Source organism: Pandoraea sp. XJJ-1 (assembly GCF_026802345.1).
Taxonomy (GTDB): domain Bacteria; phylum Pseudomonadota; class Gammaproteobacteria; order Burkholderiales; family Burkholderiaceae; genus Pandoraea; species Pandoraea cepalis.
This window is the reverse complement of the sequence record NZ_CP113827.1, coordinates 5,120,611-5,140,056: the sequence shown is the minus strand read 5'-3', so window position 1 is coordinate 5,140,056 and position 19,446 is coordinate 5,120,611. Positions and strand designations below refer to the sequence as shown.

19 protein-coding genes are annotated in these 19,446 nt (G+C 57.5%); 4 read left to right on the top strand and 15 right to left on the bottom strand.

Annotated elements, in window-relative coordinates; translation table 11 throughout:
- Positions 1-14: 14 nt before the first annotated feature.
- Positions 15-290, top strand: coding sequence for a hypothetical protein (locus OYT13_RS23790; RefSeq protein WP_268567034.1), 276 nt, complete (start codon positions 15-17; stop codon positions 288-290).
- On the opposite strand, the gene OYT13_RS23785 is transcribed toward OYT13_RS23790, so the two are convergent.
- The 15 genes from OYT13_RS23785 to OYT13_RS23715 form a co-directional block, all read right to left on the bottom strand.
- Positions 281-1,321, bottom strand: coding sequence for a glycosyltransferase family 10 domain-containing protein (locus tag OYT13_RS23785; RefSeq protein ID WP_268567033.1), 1,041 nt, complete (start codon positions 1,319-1,321; stop codon positions 281-283). The genes OYT13_RS23790 and OYT13_RS23785 overlap by 10 nt on opposite strands.
- Before the next feature lie 13 nt (positions 1,322-1,334).
- Positions 1,335-2,345: a CgeB family protein gene (locus OYT13_RS23780; RefSeq protein WP_268567032.1), complete on the bottom strand. Its 1,011-nt coding sequence runs from the start codon at positions 2,343-2,345 to the stop codon at positions 1,335-1,337.
- Complete coding sequence (locus OYT13_RS23775) at positions 2,342-3,778, bottom strand: lipopolysaccharide biosynthesis protein (protein ID WP_268567031.1); 1,437 nt, start codon at positions 3,776-3,778, stop codon at positions 2,342-2,344. Before OYT13_RS23775 ends, OYT13_RS23780 begins: the two co-directional genes overlap by 4 nt.
- A 50-nt stretch (positions 3,779-3,828) precedes the next feature.
- Positions 3,829-4,743 (bottom strand): glycosyltransferase family A protein, encoded by a 915-nt coding sequence (locus OYT13_RS23770; RefSeq protein ID WP_268567030.1) that lies wholly within the window; start codon positions 4,741-4,743, stop codon positions 3,829-3,831.
- The gene (locus tag OYT13_RS23765) at positions 4,740-5,672 is read right to left on the bottom strand and encodes a transketolase family protein (RefSeq protein WP_268567029.1); all 933 of its coding nucleotides are present in this window, start codon (positions 5,670-5,672) and stop codon (positions 4,740-4,742) included. The genes OYT13_RS23770 and OYT13_RS23765 overlap by 4 nt, the downstream gene beginning before the upstream one ends.
- Positions 5,669-6,475 carry a transketolase gene (locus tag OYT13_RS23760; protein WP_268567028.1) on the bottom strand — a complete coding sequence of 269 codons (807 nt, stop codon included), beginning with the start codon at positions 6,473-6,475 and terminating at the stop codon, positions 5,669-5,671. Before OYT13_RS23760 ends, OYT13_RS23765 begins: the two co-directional genes overlap by 4 nt.
- The gene (locus OYT13_RS23755) at positions 6,472-7,518 is read right to left on the bottom strand and encodes an NAD-dependent epimerase/dehydratase family protein (protein ID WP_268567027.1); all 1,047 of its coding nucleotides are present in this window, start codon (positions 7,516-7,518) and stop codon (positions 6,472-6,474) included. The genes OYT13_RS23760 and OYT13_RS23755 overlap by 4 nt, the downstream gene beginning before the upstream one ends.
- Positions 7,519-7,527: 9 nt before the next feature.
- A complete protein-coding gene (gene rfbH, locus OYT13_RS23750; RefSeq protein WP_268567026.1) occupies positions 7,528-8,841 on the bottom strand; it encodes a lipopolysaccharide biosynthesis protein RfbH in 1,314 nt (437 codons plus the stop codon).
- Positions 8,834-9,925: a CDP-glucose 4,6-dehydratase gene (gene rfbG, locus OYT13_RS23745; protein ID WP_268567927.1), complete on the bottom strand. Its 1,092-nt coding sequence runs from the start codon at positions 9,923-9,925 to the stop codon at positions 8,834-8,836. The genes rfbH and rfbG overlap by 8 nt, the downstream gene beginning before the upstream one ends.
- A complete protein-coding gene (gene rfbF, locus OYT13_RS23740) occupies positions 9,919-10,689 on the bottom strand; it encodes a glucose-1-phosphate cytidylyltransferase (protein ID WP_268567025.1) in 771 nt (256 codons plus the stop codon). Before rfbF ends, rfbG begins: the two co-directional genes overlap by 7 nt.
- 3 nt (positions 10,690-10,692) lie before the next feature.
- Entirely contained in the window at positions 10,693-11,859 is a 1,167-nt protein-coding gene (locus OYT13_RS23735; protein ID WP_268567926.1) for a DegT/DnrJ/EryC1/StrS family aminotransferase, read from the bottom strand.
- Positions 11,856-12,782, bottom strand: coding sequence for a GDP-L-fucose synthase family protein (locus OYT13_RS23730; protein ID WP_268567024.1), 927 nt, complete (start codon positions 12,780-12,782; stop codon positions 11,856-11,858). Before OYT13_RS23730 ends, OYT13_RS23735 begins: the two co-directional genes overlap by 4 nt.
- Positions 12,783-12,784: 2 nt before the next feature.
- A complete protein-coding gene (gene gmd, locus OYT13_RS23725; RefSeq protein WP_268567023.1) occupies positions 12,785-13,912 on the bottom strand; it encodes a GDP-mannose 4,6-dehydratase in 1,128 nt (375 codons plus the stop codon).
- Entirely contained in the window at positions 13,905-15,371 is a 1,467-nt protein-coding gene (locus OYT13_RS23720; protein ID WP_268567022.1) for a mannose-1-phosphate guanylyltransferase/mannose-6-phosphate isomerase, read from the bottom strand. The genes gmd and OYT13_RS23720 overlap by 8 nt, the downstream gene beginning before the upstream one ends.
- A 139-nt stretch (positions 15,372-15,510) precedes the next feature.
- Positions 15,511-15,855 carry a MarR family EPS-associated transcriptional regulator gene (locus OYT13_RS23715; RefSeq protein WP_268567021.1) on the bottom strand — a complete coding sequence of 115 codons (345 nt, stop codon included), beginning with the start codon at positions 15,853-15,855 and terminating at the stop codon, positions 15,511-15,513.
- Positions 15,856-16,314: 459 nt separating this feature from the next.
- Here OYT13_RS23715 and OYT13_RS23710 point away from each other — a divergent pair, with 459 nt between their 5' ends.
- The 3 genes from OYT13_RS23710 to OYT13_RS23700 are packed head-to-tail and all read left to right on the top strand — an operon-like array spanning position 16,315 to position 19,445.
- On the top strand, positions 16,315-17,382 hold the full coding sequence (locus OYT13_RS23710) for a glycosyltransferase (RefSeq protein WP_268567020.1): 1,068 nt from the start codon (positions 16,315-16,317) through the stop codon (positions 17,380-17,382).
- The gene (locus tag OYT13_RS23705; protein ID WP_268567019.1) at positions 17,370-18,587 is read left to right on the top strand and encodes a glycosyltransferase family 4 protein; all 1,218 of its coding nucleotides are present in this window, start codon (positions 17,370-17,372) and stop codon (positions 18,585-18,587) included. The genes OYT13_RS23710 and OYT13_RS23705 overlap by 13 nt, the downstream gene beginning before the upstream one ends.
- Positions 18,588-19,445, top strand: coding sequence for a dTDP-4-dehydrorhamnose reductase family protein (locus tag OYT13_RS23700; RefSeq protein ID WP_268567018.1), 858 nt, complete (start codon positions 18,588-18,590; stop codon positions 19,443-19,445).
- Position 19,446 lies beyond the last annotated feature (1 nt).

The following is a 19,446-nucleotide window of genomic DNA, read 5'->3' as shown; positions in this document are numbered from 1 at the left end:
ACGTCGGACTTCTCGTGAACCGTTTTCCGGTCAGCGCCGGACCAGAAAATAATATTCGCTTACCGCATGCCGTGTTGTGTATTGCGTGCCCTACTATCAAATCTCTTTGTCGGTTCGCCGCAGAGCACAGCTCGCAGCGAACGTATTGCATCCCGGAATCAATGGATGCAAAAGCCGAGCTGGCCATCGCACCTGACCAAGCTAATTCGGCTGTCGCCGGACATCAAGTGTTGCGCTATCGTCGCGAGGAGGCAATTCTCAACGCGGTCGAACCATGCCGTTACAGCTGACCACAAGTGTGGAGTAGCGAATTGAAATAGCGTGTGCGTCCGCTCGTGCGCAGAAATTGGCGGCCTGCTTCACGCATTTCCTGCCATCGCCTGTCGGACATACTCAACACGGCATCGCAAACTTCGTCATATCCGGCGTAATCACGCATATCCACAAATGCCTCGGATGGTACCAGCGAATGGATATCCGGTGCCCCCCAATATATCGGAACCGTACCCGCGTAAAGGCAGTCGAAGATCTTCTCCGTGAGGTATCCCGTCATCGGCATGTTTTCGAAGCATAGCGAAAATCGATAATTCGCCAATACGTCAAATTTCGATTCACAACTGCCGCGGTACGCCTGCATGAGCGCACGATAATGACGCCAATATGGCAACCATGCCGATTGTCGCGACCAACGCCGGCTCCAGCCGCGTCCATACAAATCAATCGCGTCCCGCTTGCCAAGCTGCGCAACAGCCTCAATGCGCTTGCTATAAAATTCTGGGCGGCGAAAACGTGGATTATGATTACCCGCGATGACAACCAGTTTATTCTGGCGGTTCGTTCTACTCCAGGCGCCCGGGACTTCAGACTCATAAGGTTGTGGCCAGTCAAGCTTCTCCAGCTTGTTAACGTTTACACCCCTTAGCGAGTATCCGTCCCCGATCGTATTATGAACAAGGACCGATTCAAATTGTTGCGATATTTCCGGCAACGCCGAGTACATCTTGGGGGCAACCAGTGGCGGCTCAAATAGAAAGAACCCCCTGAACCGAATATCATCCCGCCCTTGCAGTGGTTGGTAGCCATTCAGCAGCCCCATGGACCAGTAGTGGTTCTGCTTGGCGACGACGCGCCCTTCGCGCAGCGCGTCGGCAGTATGTACGGGAATCCCTCGCGCCATCAATTGCTCCCTCAGCCGGATGAAGGGTTGAAGGGTGCCGTCGCGATTCAGGAATGCATTGCTGGCGTCAAATAACCGATCACCCAAGAAATGTTCGCTTGAAGGGTCGATAAATACCGCATGGTCGGGAAAAAACTGCACCATTTAAAACCACTCCCTATACGCTTTTGAAATTCTGGTGCTGTCCCATTTCATAAAATACTCGTGCAAAACGCTTTGCATAAGTATGCTCGGACATGGTGCGCTCGTAAGCTGCGTCCGCTATGCGGTTACGCAACGCTTCGTCATCCAGGTAATAGCGGACTTTCTCAACCAGATCGTCAGGATCGAGATAGATCGCCATTTCTTCGCCCAGACGATAACACCGCTCCAGGCCGTCGACGTAATATGACAGTTGAAACGCCCTGCAGGCGTTGATCTCGAAATGACGTGCCTTCAGTTGCTCCACGCTCTTCTTCGATCGCAAACGATTCAACAGCGCTCGTGGCGACGAAGCGAGAAAGCGAACATCCCACGAAGTGGAATTCGAAAGATTCAAATTAATCCTGCTTTCGTTGAATATTTTCACCATCTCTTCGTGAGCGACGATGCCGTTAGGCCACCGATACCCCGCCACGTACACAGAGATACCAGCCTTTTCGAGCCGTTTGATCAACCACTCGCGATGGGGGTGCCAGGCACCAACAAACGATACATCGTACTTCTTCTCAAGGCCGAGTGGTTTGTAGCGAGCCTCGTTGGCTCCGAACGGCATGTGAAGTGAGTGGTGCATGCCGAGGCGCTCGTATTTGCGCTTGCTTTCAAAATCGGGCGATGTGAAATAATGAAAATGCGGAGCCCAAAAACGCGAAAAATCGACCCGCCACGTGTCGTCGTGAAAAAAACACAAGGTTTGCGTATGACCGCCGACCTTATCCACCGCTTCGGGTGTCAACTGGTCGGTATACAAAGAGAAAATGGCGACGTCGGGCTTCATCGCGGTGACACGATCAAGCAAGGCGTCGTTCATCGCGGCCTTCCCCAGTCGCCTAAGTTCTTCCATGTAATCGAACAGTTCGACGTCGTAGCCCGTTGCCTTGAGACTTTCAAAGAAGTTGTAGTACTCGTACGAGCGACCGCGTGAACGGTCCCCGTAGTCATATTCCATGCACACGAGCAGGATTTTCATAATTCTTTAAGGATTTTGGAGCGTCTGAGCATCAGCATGGCAACGGGAGACCAGAGACACGCGATCAACGCCGTACCGACTAGCGGTGTCACGCGCCCGCCAAGACCGTCGACCCAAGGTCGAAGCAGTATTGATATGGCAACGCCCATTGCGGCAACGACCGTCACCTTCAGCAACGGCCGTAGACTGGGGCGCATTACAAAACCCGTACCGCGCGAATGCCAGTAGAGCTGAAGTACTACCAAGGCTCCTCCAATTGCGATCGAGGGTGCCACACAGTCGAGCCCAGCGTGCGGCAGCGCGAGAAACACCAAGCCAAATGTCGCAGTCGCGCCAACCAGGTTGGGCACGACAAGCGATCGCGTCTGCATGCGCAAATGAGCGCCCAGGCCGAATAGTCCGATCAGTATGCGAATCCACTCCGCAATCGCACCAAACGCCACGAAACGTGTGGCGCCCTGATACTGCGGACCCAACATTAACGCGGTTAGATAGGGGGTGCCCGCCAGCAGCGCGGAGACGCCCAGAATCGAGAACGGCAGCAGTTTGTCGGCATAGCGAACCCACGCCGTCGCTCGGACGTGCCGATCCGGATCGTTTGCCTGGCGGTAGAAAGCGGGCTGAAACCAGGTTGTCAGGATCGTTTCGGCGGCGGCCAGTAACGCGGCGGCAATGCCATATCCTGCGACAAACAGACCGAGGTCCGCGAGTCCCAACTCCTTGGCCAGAACGAATCGGTATCCCTGCATTTGCAGCCAATTCAAGCCGGCAGCCAAGGCCACGGGCCAGCAAAATTGAAACAGGGCGACGCATCGCTCCCTAGTCAGTACGCCACGTAGCCCCCTGGATTGGTGCGTTACCGCCGAGGAAAAGAAGACGACGTAGCCAAGTACGGAGAACACGATCTGCCCGATCATGACACCGGTCAGCCAGCTTTCCGCGCTTGCCGACCATAGGTGTACGAGCACAACGGAGAACGCCAATCCAGAGATCAAGGTTGCCAGGGTCAGCACGACGAACGCGCGCGCCCGCCCGATCATGTTCAGCGACGGCACGAGTGTTTGATTGACGGTGGCAAACAGAATGGAACCGGCAACCAACGATGCTGGCCACCATGTGCCGGTTCCGGGTGGCACGAGCCGGGTGTGAAACAGTGCCCAGACAATGGTCGCAGCAACAATCGCGACACCGGCCAGATAGAGACAGTAGGCGTGGAAATAGCCACGCATCGTCTTGTTGTCCTGCCACGCGTGCAGTCGCCGGTTGATGAACATCCCGACGGGGTTGATTAGCAGCATGGCGAAGAATGCAACGCTGCTGGTGATCAGCGTCGCCTTGCCCAACTCGTGCGGCGGCAATATAGTCGTCATGACCTTGACCGTAAGGAACATCACCGCAAACTGCAGTAGGCGGCCGACGAGTACAAAAATCACAGTGGTTTTGTCCAAAATGGGAGCAAACGGATGCTCCTGTAGGAGTGCGCTCAGCGGGAGCGCATCAGCAATTTTCGACTGAGCGAAGGGTGCTTGAGGCCAAGTCGACACCCCATGAACAGCAGGTATTGGCTAACGGTGCGATAGCACCATGCGCGTTCGCAGGCAGGGCGTTGTCGCTGCGCCCGCCACCAGTTGAGCCAGTAGACGAAACGGTACTCGGCAACCGCCGACGAGCGGGGCGTAATGTTCGACAGCCGGTACACATGGCGCAACAGCCGTAGTCGCTGCCCGATCGACTCCACCCGGCTGTCGTTGCTTGCGTGAACGCGATACAGCATGTTCGGCTCGGGCAACCAGAGCATCGGTGCACGTCTTAACACGCTCATCAAGAATGCGAGGTCGGCGTGCTTGCCGCCTTCCTCCGGTTTTAGGGACAGGCCATCGAGCCACTTGCGGCGGTACATATACCCCGGAAACGGTGCGGGCCTCGGGCCCGTCAAGGTTAGGTAGGGCGTCACCAACGCTTCGACCGACGCAATCTCGTGCGGCTCGGTGCAATCGCCCATAACGCGCCGCGGCGTTACCTTGTCTCCCATCATGATATTGGCGTTGCAAGCTACCGCACCCAACTCCGGACGGGCGACGAGAGCATCGCGCAAGGCCGCGACGAAGCCGGGAAGAATCAAGTCGTCGTCGTGGAAATAGACGACGAACTCAGCTGAGCTTTCCGCGATAACGACGTGGAAATGATCCAGTGCAGGTAGCGCCGGCCGACGTCTGAGATAGGTCACAAGAGGAAATTCCCTCGCTACCATGCGCTCGACCTCATCGCCCTCCGAGTTATCCGAGACGATGACCTGAACGTCGTCATTCATCTCGCTCATTGCCGAACGCAAGGTCTCCTGCAGATATGCCGGTCGATCGCGAGAAAGGATGTACAACTGCACCTTCGCAGTCGTCATGTCGCGGCTCCGCCTGAACTCGACAGGATGCCCTCGATGCGCCTGCGAATCGTGGGAGTATCCAGTCGATGCTCGCTGAGCAGATATTCGTACGTACCGCAGTAGGCGGAGAACCGGTCTTCCACACCGATTCGGTGGACGCGCGGAGTTTTCGTCCCTAGATCGATGAGGCTTTCGGCCACGCAACTACCCAGTCCGCCGCCGACGACGTGTTCTTCCAGCACGAAGATGTCCTTTGCGCACGCACCGATGCCACGTAATGCCGACATGTCGAGTGGTTTGATTGACGGGATGCTCCAAACGTCGGCCTGCATGCCCGCATCGACCAGATTGACTGCCGCATGCACCATTGAGCCGGTCGCGATCAAAACAATCTCGCGATTGCGTTCGCGCACCTTAAGGGCCGTACCGGGTGTCAGGGTGAGTGCGGCGTCATGCACATCGCCACGATCCGACTTGCCCATGCGAAGGTACACTGGGCCGCGCGTGTCGAAAGCAAGCCGCATGGTCGCCGCCATCTCGTAACGATCCGCCGGCGACAAGATTGTCAGTCCCGGCAACGGACGGGTCACGGCGACATCTTCCATCGACTGATGGCTCGCGCCTAAGTGGCTGTAGACAAATCCGGCGCCGTCGCCAATCAGCATGACCGGCAGGTTCTCGTAGCAGATGTCGATCTTGATTTGCTCAAGCACGCGTACGGGAACGAATGCCGCAAGGCCGTACACTACAGGCCGAAAGCCTGCGCGCGCCAACCCGGCGGCCACACCAACCATATTTTGTTCGGCGACGCCACAGTTGATATATTGATTCGGGCAAGCGCGACGAAACGCGTCAAACAGCGCATAGCCATGATCGCCGGTCAACAGCAGAATTTTTGGATTGGCCAGCGCGGCGCTTACCAGAGCATCTGAGAATGCGGCTCTCATTTGGCAGATCCCAATTCATTCATTGCATGACGATAGGTGTCGTTATTCAGACGAGTGTAATGCCAGATATTGGCATTCTCCATGAACGACACGCCCTTGCCCTTGATCGTGTTGGCCACGATCGCCTTAGGACGGCCATCGCGCCGTCGCCGTGCGGCCGCATAGGCAGCGCCGATCGCACTCTCGTCGTGTCCGTCGATGGTGACGGCATCGAAGCCGAAGGCCGCGAACTTGGCTTCGATATTGCCGAGCCCCATGACCTCGTCGGTCGATCCCATTGCCTGAAAGCCATTCTTGTCAATGATGACCACGAGATTATCGAGCTTGAATTGGCTCGCGAACAACGCAGACTCCCAGATTGTGCCCTCGTTAATTTCGCCATCACCCACCACGGCATAGCACATCTGGTCGGTGTGATTAAGCTTGGCCGCAAGCGCAAGACCCGTGGCCACCGATAACCCATGGCCAAGCGAGCCTGTGGTCGCTTCCACTCCAGGGACATGCACATCCGCGAGTCCCTTCAAGCGTGTGCCGTCCTTAAAATAGTTCGCCAGATCCTCCTGCGTCAACCAACCGAGTTCGGCAAGACAGACGTATTGGGCCATGACGCCATGGCCCTTGCTCAGGACGAGGTAATCGCGTTCCGGCGCATCGGGCTGGTCGACCCTGATCCTCAGATGATCGCGATACAGAACGGCAATCAGTTCAACGATGGAGAACGCACAGCCGATATGCACGGTGCTACCGGCATACGCCATGTCGATGATCGCTCTACGAATCGCTTGTGGGTTAAATTTGCTCATAGTCTGGTCGTCATCCGAGCCCAGGAAATGGTCTTGTGAATGGCATCGTTCAGACCGACGTATTCCTCCAGACCCAGTTCGCCCCGCGCCTTGGATGTGTCGGGGACGTAGCGTTGCGGCAGGCCGCCAGTCGGCGTGCCGGCAATGGTCAGTGCTGCGTTCGAACCGCTTACGTCGCGAATACACTCGGCCAACGTGCGGATAGAGACAACATGCTCCGACCCCACGTTGTAGGCAGCGCCGGCGGTGCCGCGCATCAGCATTTGCAGCAGCCAGGCGCAGGCGTCAGCTACGTACAGATATGTCCTGCACGGGCTGCCGTCACCCTGTATCTGTATCGGATTGCCGGCGACGGCATCGCGAATGAAATTACCTGCGGCAAAGGTTCCTTCTAGAGGTAGGCCCGGGCCAATCAATGCGTAAATGCGTGCAATGCAGGCCGCCATGGCGGTGTGCTCCGATATCGCGCACGTTAGCCATTCCGCCGCCCGCTTGCCCTGTCCATAGGCACTGGCGACATCCAGTGGCGATGGAGCCTGCGTAAACGTTTCGGAAATCGCCGCCACTTCCGGTGGTTGTGGTCCGTACACGGCACCACTCGAGGTCAGCAAGAATCGCTGAGCACCGTTCTCCAATGCGGCCTCGAGCACTCGACGGGTTCCCATCAACGCCGTATCGAAGGTCTGCAAACGGTTTGCTGCCTTGCGAGGATCCGAAACGTCGGTCGCCGCGTGAATGCACAAGTCAATCGCGCCGATATTGCGATCGAACGATACGGCGTCCCCGCGCACGAACCGAACGTGAGACGCGCCAAATACCTGTATCGCTCGCGCGCACGCGGCGTCGGGATCGCGGCTCAGTGCCACGACCTGGATGTCGCTACCGAGCATAGCGTTCGCGTGCCGCACGATTTCCACCAGCCAGGTGCCGATGAAGCCAGTTGCGCCAGTGAGGAACAGACGCGCGCCGCGATAGCGTTGCCAAAACTCGGCAGTCCGTTCGACAACCTGCTCGATATCCTGCGAAGGCAAGGCGATAAACATGGCCGTCGCTTAGAAGTTGACGCCCAGGTATGTTTCGATCTTCTCTGCAACGAAGTCGAGCATCTCGGTCGACAGGCCCGGATAAATGCCCACCCAGAACGTCTGATTCATGATGATATCGGTGTTGGTCAGTTCGCCGACAACGCGATACTTCTGATTGATCATGTACGGCTGACGCGTCAGGTTGCCAGCAAACAGCAGGCGCGTGCCAATCTTGTTCTGGTCGAGATACGCGAGAAGATCAACGCGGTTGAAACCGACATCGGACTTCAGCGTAATCGGGAAACCGAACCAGGACGGATCAGAATTCGGCGTGGCTTCCGGAAGAATCAGGAATTCAGTGCATGTCTGCAGGCGATCCTTCAGGTAGGCGAAGTTGCGCTTGCGAGCCTCGATAAACTCCGTAGCACGGTCGAGCTGTGCAAGACCGCAGGCGGCCTGCATGTCGGTGATCTTGAGGTTGTAGCCAAGATGCGAATACGTGTACTTGTGATCGTAGCCAGCGGGCAAGTTGCCGAGCTTCCAGCAGAAGCGCTTGCCGCATGTATTGTCCTTGCCCGGCGGGCAATAACAATCGCGGCCCCAGTCACGGAACGATTCGGCAATACGTTTAAGGTCGGGGTTGTTGGTAAATACCGCGCCACCCTCGCCCATCGTGATGTGGTGCGCTGGGTAGAAACTGAGCGTGCCGATATCCCCAAACGTCCCGACAAGCTTGCCATCGTATGTCGAACCGAGAGCATCGCAGCAGTCCTCGATTAGCCAGAGGTTATGCTGTTTGCATAGCTTGGTAATGGCCTCGAGATTGTATGGATTGCCTAGCGTATGCGCGAGCATGATCGCTTTGGTCTTGGGGGTGATGGCCGCTTCGATCTTGCTTGCGTCGATGTTGTAGGTGCCGAGTTCGACATCGACGAATACGGGTACCGCACCGAATTGAATGATCGGGTTGACCGTGGTCGGGAACCCCGCGGCCACGCCGATGACTTCGTCACCTTGCTTGATCGCTCGATCGCCCAGTTGAGGTGACGTCAACGTCGAGAACGCCACCAGATTCGCCGACGATCCAGAGTTGACCGTGATCAGATACCGAACGCCGAGGAAGGCGGCCAGGCGCTGCTCGAAGGCATCGTTGAAGCGCCCTGTGGTTAGCCAGCCGTCGAGTGAGGCATCGACCATGTACTCCAGCTCTTTCGAACCGATGACTTTGCCAGACGGCGGAACGACGGTGATGCCCGGCTCGAAGTCGGGACGCTGTGTCGACAGTTCGCCATATTGGCGAACCAATTGACGAATCTCTTCGCGAAGTTGGTCTTTATTCATAAATTCCATTGCTGCTGTTTTGATACTCGGCGATTTGAGACAACGTCATCGCACGCATATCAATTTTGTTAAGGTGTGCTTTGTGCCAGGCGACAATTTTTTCCAGCGCCTGAACAAGTGTCCAGCTCGGCCGCCACGACAATTGCGAGTGCGCCTTGGTGCAATCGAGTTTCAGAATATTGGCTTCGTGCGGCTGCGGATTCGCGTCAAGTTGCCAGGTGCGCCCGTCGCCCCATAGCTCCACGAATCGTTCGGCGATCCATTGCACGGGCCGCGCGTCTTCTGCTGCGGGTCCGAAGTTCCATCCTTCCGCGAACGCCGCGCCGCCCTCATAAAGCTTCTCGGCCAGCAACAGGTAACCGCTGAGCGGCTCTAGCACATGCTGCCAAGGTCGGATGGCATGCGGACTACGCACAAGAATGTCACTGCCTTGCACCATGGCCCGAACAATATCGGGTACCAATCGATCCAATGCCCAATCGCCACCGCCAATGACGTTGCCTGCACGCGCGCTTGCCAAGCCCACGCCATGTTCCCCGTGGCGTTGCGGATTGAAATATGAGCTTCGATACGCGGCCGTGACGAGTTCGGCACAACCTTTACTGCTACTGTATGGATCGTAGCCGCCCATCGCCTCGTTCTCGCGATAAGGCCACGGCCACTCGCGATTCTCGTAGCATTTGTCGCTGGTTACGTTGACCACCGATTTAATCCCCGGTGTTGCACGCACGGCTTCCAGCAGATGGACAAGCCCCATTACGTTTGTCGAGTATGTCTCGACCGGCTCCGCATACGAATAGCGGACTAACGGCTGCGCTGCCATATGAATGACGATCTGGGGCTGTGCTTCGCTGACTGCTCGACGCAGCGAGGCACCGTCACGCACATCACCGATCACCGAGCGCATGTTCTCCGCTACCCGGGCGACCTCGAACAGACTGGGCTCCGTCGCTGCAGGCAACGCGTAACCGGTGACTTCGGCGCCGAGCTGCTGTAGCCAAAGCGCCAGCCAGCCCCCCTTGAAGCCGGTATGGCCTGTCAGAAAAACGCGCTTACCGCGCCAGAATTCTGGATTCATCACCATGTCTTCCACGGCGCCTTGCCGCTGGCCCACAGATCCTCCAGCAACACTTTGTCACGCAACGTATCCATCGGCTGCCAGAAACCATCGTGGGAGTAAGCTGCCAACTGACCGCTGCTCGCCAGGCATTCGAGCGGCGCGCGCTCCCAGATCGTGCTGTCGTCGCGGATCAGGTCAATAACCTTTGGCGAGAGTACAAAAAAGCCACCGTTGACCTTCGCGCCGTCGCCCTTGGGCTTTTCTTCGAACGTCAACACGCGATTACCTTGCATATCGAGCGCACCAAATCGGCCCGGCGGCGTGACCGCAGTCAGGGTCGCCTGAACGCCTGCGCTGCGGTGGGATGCGATGAGTTTGGTGATATCCACATCACTGACGCCATCGCCGTAAGTGAAGCAGAATGCCTCCTCGTTCTCCACGTAGCGCGCCACCCGCCTCAGTCGGCCGCCAGTCATGGTTTCCTCGCCGGTATCCACCAACGTCACACGCCACGGTTCGGCGTGCCGCTGATGTACTTCCATCTCGTTTCGCTGCATGTCAAAGGTCACGTCTGACGTATGCAGGAAGTAATTGGCGAAGTATTCCTTGATAACGTAGCCCTTGTACCCGCAGCAAATTACGAAATCGTTGACGCCATGCGTCGAATACATCTTTAAGATGTGCCAGAGAATCGGCTTGCCGCCGATCTCGATCATCGGCTTGGGCTTGAGATGGGTTTCTTCGGAAATCCGGGTTCCAAGTCCACCAGCGAGAATGACTGCTTTCATGACTTAGATTTGCCTCAACGCGGTAATGGCGCTTTCAATCGGATAGTGATGGTTGCCAACGAACAGGCCGGAATGATCGATGTGCTCCGCGTTTCGCAATTCCCCGGCAATCGAATGGTCGAAATACTTCACGACATCGTTCTTGGCAAAGTTTCCTGCCACGATGGGGCGGCACTCGAAGCCGGCTTCGTTGAGTCGCTTGACGAGCGTATCACGCGTCAGCGACGAACCCCGACGAATCACCAGGCTGAACCCGAACCAGCTGCTTTCGCCGATTTCGCGTTGGATCATCAACTCCGGATGGTTTGCCATCGCTTCTTGAAGCAATGCGCCATTGGCGCGCCGCGCGCGAATCAACTCCGGTAACCGCTTGACCTGCTCAATACCGATCGCGCCCGACATCTCCAGCGGACGGACGTTATAGCCTGGCAGCATAAAGCGGAACGATTCCTTGAACGGATCATCGCTCTTCTCGCCGCACACATGATTGAACTTCGGCAGGTTGCGAGTCCAGCCATGCGCGCGCAACGACAGAAGGATGTGGTAGAGCTCCTCGTCGTCAGTGACGATCATGCCGCCTTCCATCGTCGAGATATGGTGCGAGAAAAAAGCGCTGTAGCTGCCCATGATCCCGAACGTACCGGCCTGGCGGTTCTCGAACGTCGCTCCCATCGACTCGCAGTTGTCTTCGATCATGACGATTTCGCGCTCGCCGATAATCTGCTTGAGGCGGGCGAAGTTATTGGGGTTGCCCAGCAGGTTCACGACCATGATCGCGCGAGTTTTTTCGGTGATCGCCGCTTCGAGTGCGTCCAGATCGTAGTTGAGCGTCTCGAGATCGATATCGACAAAACGCAGCTTCAGTCCGTATTGATACAGAGGATAGTATGTGGTGCTCCACGACACAGCGGGCACGATCACTTCATCGCCTCGCTCCAGCTTGAACGCCGGATTCTTCGTGTAGAACTGTGCCGCCACCATCAATAGATTGGCCGAGGATCCGGAATTCACCATCACGCAATACTTGCTGCCGACATAGTCAGCAAAGCAACGCTCGAATTCCGCTACTTTCGGCCCCATGGAAAACATGCCAGACGCGACAACGCGCTGAATGGCGTCATACTCCTCGGCCCCCCAGGAAGACGTAGCGAGTGGATATTGAAAGCTCATCCGAGATAGTCCTTCAAGTAATAGTCGTAGGTTTTGGCAATGCCGTCCTCGAGACTTGATTTCGCTTGCCAGCCCCAGGTGGTTTGTCTTTCGATCGACACGAGTTTCTGCTTCATGCCGACCGGTTTGCTCAGATCGTGCTCGAACTTGCCCTTCCAACCGATGACTCTCGCGGCGATTTCATAATATTCATTGATGCTGAAATCATGACCCAGCCCGATGTTTGTCATCTCGGGCAGTCCCTCGAAGTCGTCGAGCGCATGGAGAACTGCATCGGCAAAATCGCCGGAGTACATGAACTCGCGCCGTGCCGTGCCATCGCCCCAGATCTCGACCGAGTCCTGCTCGGAAACCTTGGCGGTGTGGACCTTGTGGATAATGGCCGGAATCAGATGCGAATTCTGTGGCGCGAACTTGTCGAAGCGGCCGTAGAGGTTGCAGGGAATGAGCGTCTTGTAGTCGAGTCGGCTGTTTTCACGACGCACATACTGGCAAAGCCGTGCGGTCACGATCTTGGCGATTGCATAGCCCTCGTTCGTCGGCTCAAGCTCGCCTTGCAGTACCATTTCCTCCAATAGCGGGTTCGCGGCATTGCGCGGATACATGCAAGAGCTTCCGAGGTTCAGTAACCGCGGCACGCCGATGGCCTTGGCGGCCATGACCACGTTGCGTCCCATGTCGAGATTCTTGACAAGAAAATCGACCGGTGCCGCAATATTTGCCTGTATGCCGCCAACCAGCCCGGCAGCGTGGATCACGACATCGGGAAGGTGTTCGGCCATGTAGGCTTCAACCTTCGCATAGTCGCACAGATCAAGCTCGCGCGAGGTTGGGGTCAGGAATGTCCGTTGGCCCGCACCGGCACGCTCGACGATATTCCGTCCGACCATGCCGCCGCCGCCTGTCAACAAGATGCGCTGCATGTTCAGCCTTGATAGCGCAGGGCCTTGTGCCCCGAGGCCTTGACCTGCAACTCGAACGCCGCTTCGCGGAGATCGGACTCGGCCATTTCGCGTACCAGCTCGGCAAAGCTCGTCTGTGGCTTCCAGCCCAACTTGTCGTGTGCCTTGCTCGCGTCGCCCAGGAGCGTCTCGACTTCGGTCGGGCGGAAATAGCGCGGATCCACGGCAACGACGGCCTTGCCGATCAGCTTCTGCGCACCATCGCCTTCGGCAGCGGTCAGAATGCCCACCTCATCGACCCCCTCGCCGCGCCACTCAAACTGGAGACCAAGCGCATCGCCGGCGCGATTGACGAAATCGCGCACACTATGCTGCTCGCCGGTCGCGATCACGAAGTCGTCCGGAGTGTCCTGCTGCAACATCAACCACTGCATCTCGACGTAATCGCGAGCGTGGCCCCAGTCACGCAAGGCATTCAGGTTGCCAAGGAACAGATTTTCCTGCAGGCCGAGCTTGATGCGCGCGAGGGCACGGGTGATTTTGCGCGTGACAAACGTTTCGCCACGAATCGGACTTTCGTGATTGAACAGAATGCCGTTGCAGGCGTACATGCCGTAAGCTTCGCGATAGTTCACCGTGATCCAGTACGCGTAAAGTTTGGCTACGGCATAGGGGCTACGCGGGTAGAACGGCGTGGTTTCCTTCTGCGGAATCTCTTGCACCAAACCGTACAGTTCGGATGTCGATGCCTGGTAAAAACGGGTCTTCTTTTCCAGGCCGAGAATCCGCATAGCTTCGAGAATTCGCAATGCGCCCAATCCGTCGGAATTGGCCGTGTATTCGGGTTCTTCGAACGACACTGCCACGTGACTCTGTGCGGCGAGGTTATAGATCTCGTCCGGCTTCGTTTGCTGAATGATGCGCACGAGACTCGATGAGTCGGTCAGGTCGCCATGATGCAGTATGAAGCGCGGATTCGGGACGTGCGGGTCTTGGAACAGATGGTCAATCCGATCCGTGTTGAACAGCGAAGTACGGCGCTTGATGCCGTGGACTTCATAGCCCTTGCCAAGCAAGAACTCGGCTAGGTACGCGCCATCCTGCCCCGTAACGCCCGTAATCAGGGCAACTTTGCGTTCGCTTTCAGCCATTTGTTCGTCCATAAGTATCTTCAAATCGTACAATGTCGTCCTCGTCCAGATAGCTGCCAGACTGGACCTCGATGATTTCGAGATCAAATTTGCCCGGGTTCTCCAGCCGGTGGATGGTCCCCAGCGGGATGTAGGTCGACTGGTTTTCCGACAGCAGGATAGTTTCGTCGCCTCGCGTCACCTTGGCCGTGCCGTGCACTACGACCCAGTGCTCTGCGCGGTGATGGTGCATCTGCAGGCTGAGCGATGCACCCGGTTTCACAACAATGCGCTTGACCTGGAACCGCTGACCGGCGTCAATGCTGTCGTACCAGCCCCAGGGGCGGTGCACTTTGCGGTGGGCGTTAGCTTGGCCATATTGCTCCACCTTGAGGCGCGCCACGATATGCTTGACATCTTGGGTGGCGTCCTTGTGGGCCACCAAAATGGCATCGGGTGTCTCGACCACGACCAGGTCGTCCACGCCAACACACGCCACCACGCGATCTTCGGCAAATACGAGATTCTCGTGTGCATTGTGCATAAGCACATCACCGCGTGTGACGTTGCCTGCATCGTCCTTTTCGGAAACCTGCCACAGGGAGTCCCACGAGCCGACGTCTGACCAGCCTGCCGTCAAGGGGATCACGTGGCAGGGCATCTCGGCAGATTGGGCGGCCGACAGCGGTTCCATCACCGCGTAATCGACTGAGTCCGACGGGCACGCATCGAAGGCGGCAGCATCGAGTCGGCGAAAATCAACTTCCGTGCGGCCGCCGTCGACAGCTGCGCGACAGGCTTCAAGCATCGCTGGTTGGAAGCGCGCCAAGGCTCGAATCCAGGCGCTCGCGCGTAATACGAACAGCCCACTGTTCCAGAGATATTCGCCGCTTTTAAGATATTGCTGTGCAGTAGCGTTGTCCGGCTTTTCGACAAATTGCGTCAGCGCCAGCGCAACACCGTCAGTCCGTCGCTGACCTGTGCGAATGTAGCCGTAACCCGTCTCGGCTCGGTCAGGCACAATACCGAAGGTCACGATCCCGCCATCAGCGGCGAGCGGGAGTGCCGATACCACGGCTGCCTCAAACGCCGCCACGTCGCTGATCACATGATCAGCAGGCATTGCGAGCAGTACTGGGTCTGCGTCCGATTGCATGGCGACCAGGGCTGCCAGGGTGAGCGCCGGGGCAGTATTTCGGCCAAACGGTTCAAGCACGATTCGGCTCGAAGGCTTGCCCGCCGCTAACATCTGCTCTGCAGTAATGAAGCGGTACGCCTCATTGCAGACGATGATGGGTGCTCTCAGTGCCGCAGTTTCTGCCAATCCATCCACGCGCCGGGCCGTTTCTTGCAACATCGAGCGTTCGCATGTTAACGGCAGTAACTGCTTCGGATATTGCTCACGCGACAGCGGCCATAAGCGCGTGCCGGATCCACCCGAAAGAATCACCGGCTGAAGCACTACTTCGCCAAGTTCCATACTGTTCCAGTACAAATCGCAGGTTGAATGGTTTGAGGAGATGCATCGTCATCCGTTGGCTGCTCGCGTATGCCGAACGTTGATCGCCTAATTGAACTTGCTCCAGGGGGCCATTTGCCCGGGCGCTGAGCTTCGCCGACTAAAGCGGCGCTTTGGCGCCGAGTTTGCCAGATGCGTCGATTTCCTCTTGCAGCGCATCGATTTCGCGCCGCATCGCCTCGTATTCCTCTTGCTTCCGACTCAAATAGGACAACGTCAGCTTGGCCTTGGCCTCAATGCCAGCGGGCGTTAGCAAGTAAGCGTAAGCGCGCTTGTTTTCACTGTTGCGGAAGTTCTGTACTTTGACCCAACTCCTCCCCAGCAGGCCGCGCAAGCAGTAATTGGCTTTGCCCAAGCTGACGCCGAGAACCCTGGCGAGTTCTCTCTGAGAGATCGTAGGGTTCTCCGCCAACAATCGCAGTATTCGGTAGTGAATCTCGTCCATATCCGAAGCGGAACATAGCGGCAGGCCCAAGCGGCGATCGCTCCCGATGTTGGCTCCTACGTAGGGTTATTCGAATCGCAGCCAACGTTCAATCGTTGAACTGAAGCCCGGATTCGACCATGACTTGCCAGACGTGTCAACTGTCCGGTAAGGCAGGCACAGCAACGTTGCCGTTCGTCGGCCAAAACACGCGGTTATGGGATGCCGAGGGTTGCACATATGCAACGTCCAACGACCCGAGGTGTTTTACAATCCTGCTTCATTCGCCCGAATGATATCGCCCAAGTACTTCGCCGACCTATCCGGGAAGAGGTAGTCGATCGCCACGATGGCGACGCTGCGCTGAGCCGGTCCCATTAATTACACCGCCGCTGAAGCCGTTGTGCGCCACCCCCTCGATTTCGCCTTACGGTCCGACAGGCAATCCGACGCCATTGGCCTGATTCGACACCGATAACTATGTCCAGCAAGTTAATCATCCACGCCGCGAACGTCCATCAGGGCGGCGGCCGAACATTGCTCGACGCGCTGCTCGGGCAAACCCCTGGAGGCCCGATCACAGCGTTGCTGGACAGTCGTATGGAGCTGTCAGACGGCGCGGTGCAAGGCATCGATATCGTGCGCGTCAAACCTACGCCGATGGCACGCCTGAGCGCCGAGCGGTGGTTGGCCGCCAATACGGGCAGCGGCGATGTTGTGCTCTGCTTTGGCAACTTGCCGCCCCTGTTCAAGCTGCGCGGCTGGGTGCGTGTCTTTCTGCAAAACCGCTACCTGATCGACAAGACCCCCTTGGACAACTTCTCGCTTAAAAGCCGCGTGCGTATTTCCATTGAGCGCAGATGGCTTTCGGGATGTATCGGCAACGTCGATGAATTCATCGTGCAGACGCCCACCATGAAGCGGTTGCTTGACGAGAAAACGCATGGAGAGCCGCCGTCGCATGTTCTGCCGTTTGTTACCGATAAACAGCATTACTCGCGTGGCATCGGCGCGGGCGAAACCGCTCGAACAGCTTGCCAGGGCCGTTTCGTCTACGTGTCATCTGGCGAGCCGCACAAAAACCATCGTACCTTGCTGAAGGCCTGGTGCCTGTTGGCCGAAGAGGGGCTGTTTCCGAGCCTGCAAGTCACGCTGGACGCCACGCGATTCGCCGACTTGTGCGGCGAAATCGACGTTATGCGCGCTCGCCATGGGCTTCGTGTCAGGAATCTCGGCCATGTGCCGCACAGCGAAATCCGCGCGTTGTACGCGAATGCTGACGCACTGATCTTTCCGTCTACGCTGGAGTCGTTTGGCTTACCATTGATCGAGGCCAGACAAGCCGGGTTGCACGTGCTCGCCCCTGAGCTCGACTACGTTCGCGATGTGCTCGATCCCGAGGCCGCGTTCGATCCCTATTCGCCGTACTCGATAGCGCGCGCGGTCAAGCGCTTCTGCGGCAATCAAGAACCTTCATTGCCATTGCGCGATGCCTCCGAATTTATGAATTGCATCGTTAAAAAGGACAGACTATCGTGCGAGTCCTGATTGTCAGCCAGCACTTTTGGCCCGAGAGCTTCCGTATCAACGAGGTTGCGAAATCGCTCAGCGAGAAAGGCGTCGAAGTCGAGATTCTGACCGGTAAGCCCAACTATCCGGCTGGCAAGGTCTTCGACGGCTATCAGGCCGACGGCTGCCTGCAAGAGACTTTCCACGGTATTCCGGTTCATCGCGTGCCGTTGCGCCCTCGCGGACGGGGTGCCGTTGGCCTGGCGCGCAACTATCTCTCGTTTGTTCTGAACGGTGTGGTGTTCGCCCCGCGGCTGCTACGCGGCAAGCAGTTCGACGCGATCTTCGTCTACGCCACGTCGCCGGTGCTACAGGCGTTGCCAGCCATCTACCTGGGCTGGCTCAAGAAGACGCCAGTGGCGCTGTGGGTGCAAGACTTGTGGCCGGAGAGCCTTTCTGCGACTGGCTATGTGAAGAATCGCTACATCCTGAAAGCCGTCGAATGGGTAGTGCGCTATATCTACAAGCGCATGTCGCTGTTGCTCGTGCAATCGGAGGCATTTTTTGCCTCGGTTGGCAAACTGGCGCCCGCCACCGAGATCCGCTACTACCCGAACTCCGTCGACGACAGCTTTGCGCGTCCTGTGGAGGGAGGCACACCCGGCTTGCCAGGACTGAACTCGGGGTTCTCGGTCATGTTCGCCGGCAATATCGGTAGCGCCCAGGCAGTTGACGTCATTGTCGAAGCCGCTACGATTCTGGCGGCAGACGCGGACATCCAGTTTGTCGTGGTCGGCGACGGTAGCCGGCGCGACTGGATGCTCCAGGAGATCAAGGCTCGCGGGTTGAACAACGTCCATCTGCCTGGGCGATTTCCGTCCGAGAGTATGCCGGGCTTCATGCAACAGGCATCGGCCCTGCTGGTGACCCTGGCCGACGAGGAGATCTTCGCCGCTACGGTGCCAAACAAGATTCAGGCGTACTTGGCCGCCGGCCGGCCGATCATCGCGAGTGTGAATGGCGAAGGGGCCCGTCTTGTACTCGCGGCCGCTGCCGGCGTCACGGCCCCGGCGCAAGACGGCGCGGCTCTCGCCGAGGCGATACGCACGCTTTACGCGATGCCACCACCAGAACGCGAGCAAATGGGCGCGAATGGGCGGGCTTACTATCGCGCCAAGTTCGATCACGAAAGCTTGGTATCGGATTTGATTCGACACCTGCAAACCATGCGTAGGAAGTCATAAATGAAGATTCTCGTTCTAGGTGCAAACGGCTTGATCGGCAGTACGATGATGCGGGTGCTAGCGACACAAACCGATTGGCAGGTGCTCGGCACCGTGCGTACGCGACACAACCTTTTGCCGCACGTGCCAGCAGACCGCCTCGTCGTCGGCGTCGAATTCACCAATCCGGATGCCTTGCCAAGACTGCTGCTCGAGGAAGCGCCCGATGTCGTCGTGAACTGCGCCGGGCTGACCAAGCACTTGCCCGGCGGTAATGACCCTATTCCGGCATTGACCCTCAACGCACTTCTGCCGCACCGGCTGGCAGAACTATGCCGTCTTGCCGGCGCGCGCCTGATTCACATCAGTTCCGACTGCGTTTTTTCGGGTAAGGCTGGCAATTACCTGGAAAGCGATCACCCTGACGCGACGGACATCTACGGCAAGTCGAAGCATCTTGGCGAAGTGACCGGTGATGGTGCAATCACCCTCCGTACGTCGACCATCGGCCATGAGCTTGACACGCGCTACGGGTTACTCGAATGGTTCCTGGCGCAGACCGAATGCAAGGGCTTTAAGAAGGCAGTTTTCTCCGGCTTGCCGACGGTTGTCCTCGCCGAGGTCGTGCGGGATCTGGTCATTCCCAATGCACACCTGACCGATCTGTATCACGTTGGCGCCAGTCCGATTGACAAATTCAGCCTGCTACAATTGATTGCCAAGACATACAAGCGAGACGTCATCATTCACGCCGACGACACCTTCGTGATTGACCGCAGCTTGAATACGGAAAAATTCTTCGAGGCGACGAGCTATCGAGCTCCCGCATGGCCTGAACTGATTGACATCATGTACTCGAACCAATCCCAGAAAAGCTAAC

Excerpts from the sequence above, each read along its gene's own strand:
- OYT13_RS23720 (WP_268567022.1), bottom strand. The coding sequence starts at position 15,371 with ATGGAACTTGGCGAAGTAGTGCTTCAGCCGGTGATTCTTTCGGGTGGA.
- rfbF (WP_268567025.1), bottom strand. The coding sequence starts at position 10,689 with ATGAAAGCAGTCATTCTCGCTGGTGGACTTGGAACCCGGATTTCCGAA.
- OYT13_RS23765 (WP_268567029.1), bottom strand. The coding sequence starts at position 5,672 with ATGAGAGCCGCATTCTCAGATGCTCTGGTAAGCGCCGCGCTGGCCAAT.
- OYT13_RS23770 (WP_268567030.1), bottom strand. The coding sequence starts at position 4,743 with ATGACGACTGCGAAGGTGCAGTTGTACATCCTTTCTCGCGATCGACCG.
- OYT13_RS23760 (WP_268567028.1), bottom strand. The coding sequence starts at position 6,475 with ATGAGCAAATTTAACCCACAAGCGATTCGTAGAGCGATCATCGACATG.
- OYT13_RS23785 (WP_268567033.1), bottom strand. The coding sequence starts at position 1,321 with ATGGTGCAGTTTTTTCCCGACCATGCGGTATTTATCGACCCTTCAAGC.
- OYT13_RS23755 (WP_268567027.1), bottom strand. The coding sequence starts at position 7,518 with ATGTTTATCGCCTTGCCTTCGCAGGATATCGAGCAGGTTGTCGAACGG.
- OYT13_RS23730 (WP_268567024.1), bottom strand. The coding sequence starts at position 12,782 with ATGCAGCGCATCTTGTTGACAGGCGGCGGCGGCATGGTCGGACGGAAT.
- gmd (WP_268567023.1), bottom strand. The coding sequence starts at position 13,912 with ATGGCTGAAAGCGAACGCAAAGTTGCCCTGATTACGGGCGTTACGGGG.
- rfbH (WP_268567026.1), bottom strand. The coding sequence starts at position 8,841 with ATGAATAAAGACCAACTTCGCGAAGAGATTCGTCAATTGGTTCGCCAA.
- rfbG (WP_268567927.1), bottom strand. The coding sequence starts at position 9,925 with ATGGTGATGAATCCAGAATTCTGGCGCGGTAAGCGCGTTTTTCTGACA.
- OYT13_RS23700 (WP_268567018.1), top strand. The coding sequence starts at position 18,588 with ATGAAGATTCTCGTTCTAGGTGCAAACGGCTTGATCGGCAGTACGATG.
- OYT13_RS23735 (WP_268567926.1), bottom strand. The coding sequence starts at position 11,859 with ATGAGCTTTCAATATCCACTCGCTACGTCTTCCTGGGGGGCCGAGGAG.
- OYT13_RS23710 (WP_268567020.1), top strand. The coding sequence starts at position 16,315 with ATGTCCAGCAAGTTAATCATCCACGCCGCGAACGTCCATCAGGGCGGC.
- OYT13_RS23780 (WP_268567032.1), bottom strand. The coding sequence starts at position 2,345 with ATGAAAATCCTGCTCGTGTGCATGGAATATGACTACGGGGACCGTTCA.
- OYT13_RS23715 (WP_268567021.1), bottom strand. The coding sequence starts at position 15,855 with ATGGACGAGATTCACTACCGAATACTGCGATTGTTGGCGGAGAACCCT.